This is a genomic window from Spirulina sp. CS-785/01 (assembly GCF_028330525.1).
Lineage (GTDB): Bacteria > Cyanobacteriota > Cyanobacteriia > Cyanobacteriales > Spirulinaceae > JAQMSD01.
The window spans coordinates 1-4,142 of the sequence record NZ_JAQMSD010000121.1 but is presented as its reverse complement, the minus strand read 5'-3'; the positions used below and the strand labels follow the sequence as shown (position 1 = coordinate 4,142).

Here is a 4,142-nt window from a genome sequence, read left to right as displayed (position 1 = left end):
TCCCCCATCTCCCATTACCAATTACCCAAAATTAATTTTCCCAATCGTCTCCTGTAAAATAGTGGCTGATTGCTTTAACTGCTGAGTTTCTCGGTGGGATAAATCTAGATTTAACACCCGGTTCACCCCGCAGCGACTCACCACCGACGGTAAACTCAAACAGACATTTTCAATGCCGCCAAAATTCTCGATTAAGGTACTCACCGTCATAATTCGATTTTGATCCCGTAAAATCGCTTCCACAATATGACTCACCGCTAACCCAATTGCATAACTGGTAGCCCCTTTTCGCTTAATAATCTCATAGGCCGCATTTTTCACCTGATCGAAAATGTGGCGAAACTCCTCCGGTTCTCCGCCGGACAACTCCCCATCCTGAAACAAGGGCATCCCCGCTACATTCACCTTACTCCAAACCGGAACTTCACTATCTCCATGTTCCCCGATAATATGCCCGTGAATGCTGCGCGGATCAAGGTGAAATTTCTGGGCTAATAAATAGCGAAAGCGTGCCGTATCTAACACCGTTCCCGACCCAAACACCATCGAGGGAGGCAACCCAGAGACTTTCAAGGAAACATAGGTCATAATATCAACAGGATTGGTGACAATGAGTATAACCGCCCCCGGACAATACTTCACCACATCAGGAATTAAATTTTTAAAGATTTCCGTATTACGTTGCACCAAGTCTAAACGACTTTCCCCTGGTTTTTGGTTGGCCCCGGCGGTAATAATCACTAAATCTGCCCCGGCCCCATCGGCCATTGTGCCAGCGTGGATATTGGTAGGGGCGACAAAGGGAATTCCGTGAAGTAAGTCCATGACTTCCCCTTCCACTCGCTCTCGGTTGAGATCAACCAGTAGCAGATCATCGACTAAATTTTGAATTACCAGAGAATAGGCACAGGCCATCCCCACTTGTCCAGCCCCCACAAGGACACATTTTCGGGGGATGCGGGCGTTCATTTGGCTTTCATCAACGGGAATAGAAGTGAACATGAAGTGTTATGGGGTGAGTGATTAACTATTCGCATTTTAAGGAGAAAATGAGGGAAGATCAGAAGAAGGGGACTAGACTGGTTTGGTTCATCACTGGAATATCTAAAAAGAGACGGTTTCATCTATCCTGATTTTTAGGGAACAGTTTGCAGAATTAGAATGTGTTAGTAGTAATTAAGAATATATTCCGCTTACCTCATTCAAACTCTATGCTCAAACGCCGCCGTTTCCTACAGTATAGTTCCTTAGCCGTTGCCAGTACCCTTGTAGCGGCTTGTGGCAACCAGTCTCCCTCTAGTACAGAAAATGGGTCTGCTTCTAAAAAACTGGAGAAAGTGACCTATGGCACAAATTGGTATGCTCAAGCTGAACATGGGGGGTTTTATCAAGCTGTTGCTACGGGGATTTATCAAGAATATGGCTTGGATGTGACGATTAAAATGGGAGGCCCCCAGGTCAATGGGACACAACTCTTGATGTCTGAAGGGGTGGACTTTTTTATGGGGTTTGGGGCTGATGCCATTCGCGCTGTTGCGGAGGATATCCCTAAGATTACAGTGGCCGCGATGTTTCAAAAAGACCCCCAAGTGATTATTGCTCATCCCGATACGGGGGTGAAGACGTTAGAAGATTTGCAGGGGCAACCTATTTATATTTCGGCGGCGGCCAATACGACGTTTTGGCCGTTTCTCAAGGAAAAATTTGGCTTTACGGATGAGCAGAAGCGTCCTTACAATTTTACGGTTGGCCCTTTCTTGGCCAATGAAAATGCGGCGCAACAGGGGTATTTGTCGTCTGAACCGTTGAAGATTAGAAAAGAGGGGGGGTTTGAACCTCTGGTGTTTTTGTTGGCGGATTATGGCTATGATCCCTATGCGACGACGATTGAGACTCGCAAGGCGTTGGTTGAGGAGAATCCTGATTTGGTGCAGCGTTTTGTGGATGCGTCGATTAAGGGGTGGTATAGCTATCTGGAAAGTCCCGAAGCGGGGAATGCGTTGATTAAGGAAGCTAATCCGGAAATGACGGATGAACAATTGGAGTACGGGTTGGCCCAGATGAAGGAACATGGGATTGTGATTTCTGGGGATGCGGAGGATCAAGGAATTGGTATGATGACCCAAGAGCGTTGGCAGTCCTTTTTTGAGATAATGGCCGATGCGGGGGTGTTTGAGCCGGAGATTGATTATACTCAGGCGTTTACGTTGGATTTCATTGGCCAATCTCTTGAATAATGTTTGCTCTTAACCCAGAATTTTTGTTATGAATGCTTCTCTGCCGGATCAGTCTCCTGCTCTGATTTTAGACCAAGTTCGTAAGGTGTATCGTAATGGTACGGTGGCTTTAAAGGACTTTAATTTGAAGGTTCGGAGGGGGGAGTTTGTCAGTTTGGTGGGGGCTTCGGGATGTGGGAAAAGTACGGTTTTGCGTTTGATTGCGGGGTTGGGGGAGGTGAATTCGGGCGCGATCGCGCGATATCTCCAACCCGATAAACAAGACATTGCTTTTGTTTTCCAAGATGCGGCTTTGATGCCTTGGGCAACGGTGTTAGACAATATCCGTCTCCCTCTCAAGTTAGCCCATTTTTCCTCCCGTGCGTCCCGCCAAGCAGCCCAAGAGATTATCCATCGAGTGGGGTTAACGGGGTTTGAAAAGACTTATCCTCGGCAATTATCTGGGGGCATGAAAATGCGGGTTTCCATTGCGCGAGCCTTAGTCAATCAACCCCAATTATTATTAATGGATGAACCCTTCGGGGCGTTAGATGAAATTACTCGCAGTCAGTTAAATCGTGATCTCTTGGAGTTATGGGAAGAACGGCGATGGACGGTAGTTTTTGTAACCCATAATATTTATGAGGCGGTGTATCTTTCTAATCGAGTGGTGGTAATGAGTAACCGTCCGGGGCGGGTGTTTGCGGATATTCCCATTAATGCGCCTTATCCCCGTAGTGAGGAGTTTCGGACTTCTCAATTGTGTAATGAATATTGTCGTAAGGTGGGCCATGCTTTACAGGAAGCGATTCATAATAAAGCCCCTTGGATTTAGTCAAAGTTATCCTAAATTGTAATAATTTTTGGTTCTTTATTCCCTTTTTGATTTTTCTTGTTCCTTGCAGTTATTAAGTATGGCAGAATCTCCCACAAAGTCTAAGTCTCAAACTCCGTTATCTACTCAACCCTTGTCTGCTAAAATAGGCCAAACTTTAGGCCAAACTTTGAGACAACTGTTCTCTCTTGAAGTCATTTCTCCGATTATAGTAGGGGTTATTTTTCTCATCACTTGGGAGATTTTAGTTGGGATTACAGAAACCCCCCCTTATATTTTACCCAAACCGAGTTTAGTGGCTCAAACTTTACTTGACGAATGGGGCAGTTTATGGCCTTCTTTATTGATTACTTTAAGAATTACTTTAGCGGCCTTTGGATTAGCGGCTTTATCGGGGTTAATTATTGCTATTTTATTTACACAAAATAAATGGATTGAGCGTAGTTTTTTCCCCTATGCGGTAATTTTGCAAACTACGCCGATTGTTGCGATCGCGCCCTTAATTATCATGTGGCTACAAAACAACACTTTTGCCGCTTTAGTAGTCTGTGCGTGGATTGTCGCCCTGTTTCCCATCATTTCTAACACCACCCTAGGACTCAAAAGCATTGATCCTAATCTACAAAACCTATTCAAACTATATGAAGCCTCCCCTTGGCAAACCTTAATTTATCTAAGGCTTCCCAGTGCCTTACCTTACTTTTTAAGTGGCTTACGCATTAGCGGAGGATTAGCCTTAATTGGGGCAGTTGTCGCGGAATTTGTCGCCGGAACTGGGGGGGCTAAGTCGGGGTTAGCCTATCAAATTTTAATGTCCAGTTATAATTTACAAATCCCCCGAATGTTTGCAGCGTTATTTTTAATCAGTGTCTTGGGGGTGGCAATATTCAGCCTTTTAACCCTGTTATCAGATTTTTTACTGAAAGACTGGCATGAAAGTGCCGTGAAACGGGAAAATTAGTGTTGGGTGATTGGTGATTGGTAATTGGTGATTGGTGATTGGTGATGGGTGATGGGTGATTGAACCACAAAGACACAAAGGACACAAAGGGCTATTTCCCGACGCTCCTAAATATTTGACAAAGGATATT

The 4,142-nt window shown here is 45.0% G+C and carries 4 protein-coding genes; 3 read left to right on the top strand and 1 reads right to left on the bottom strand.

Translation table 11 applies throughout. From position 1 onward, the window contains the following. Window positions 1-21 precede the first annotated feature (21 nt). Window positions 22-969, bottom strand: a complete 948-nt coding sequence (locus PN462_RS07385; protein WP_443029096.1) for an L-lactate dehydrogenase — start codon at window positions 967-969, stop codon at window positions 22-24. Between the two features lie 242 nt (window positions 970-1,211). Between PN462_RS07385 and PN462_RS07380 the strand changes: the two genes are divergently transcribed. The 3 genes from PN462_RS07380 to PN462_RS07370 all read left to right on the top strand — a co-directional run bounded on the left by PN462_RS07380 (window position 1,212) and on the right by PN462_RS07370 (window position 4,012). Next, window positions 1,212-2,237 carry an ABC transporter substrate-binding protein gene (locus tag PN462_RS07380; RefSeq protein WP_272127410.1) on the top strand — a complete coding sequence of 342 codons (1,026 nt, stop codon included), beginning with the start codon at window positions 1,212-1,214 and terminating at the stop codon, window positions 2,235-2,237. Between the two features lie 28 nt (window positions 2,238-2,265). Next, on the top strand, window positions 2,266-3,051 hold the full coding sequence (locus PN462_RS07375) for an ABC transporter ATP-binding protein (RefSeq protein ID WP_272127409.1): 786 nt from the start codon (window positions 2,266-2,268) through the stop codon (window positions 3,049-3,051). Window positions 3,052-3,130: 79 nt separating this feature from the next. After that, window positions 3,131-4,012 (top strand): ABC transporter permease, encoded by an 882-nt coding sequence (locus tag PN462_RS07370; protein WP_272127408.1) that lies wholly within the window; start codon window positions 3,131-3,133, stop codon window positions 4,010-4,012. Window positions 4,013-4,142 lie beyond the last annotated feature (130 nt).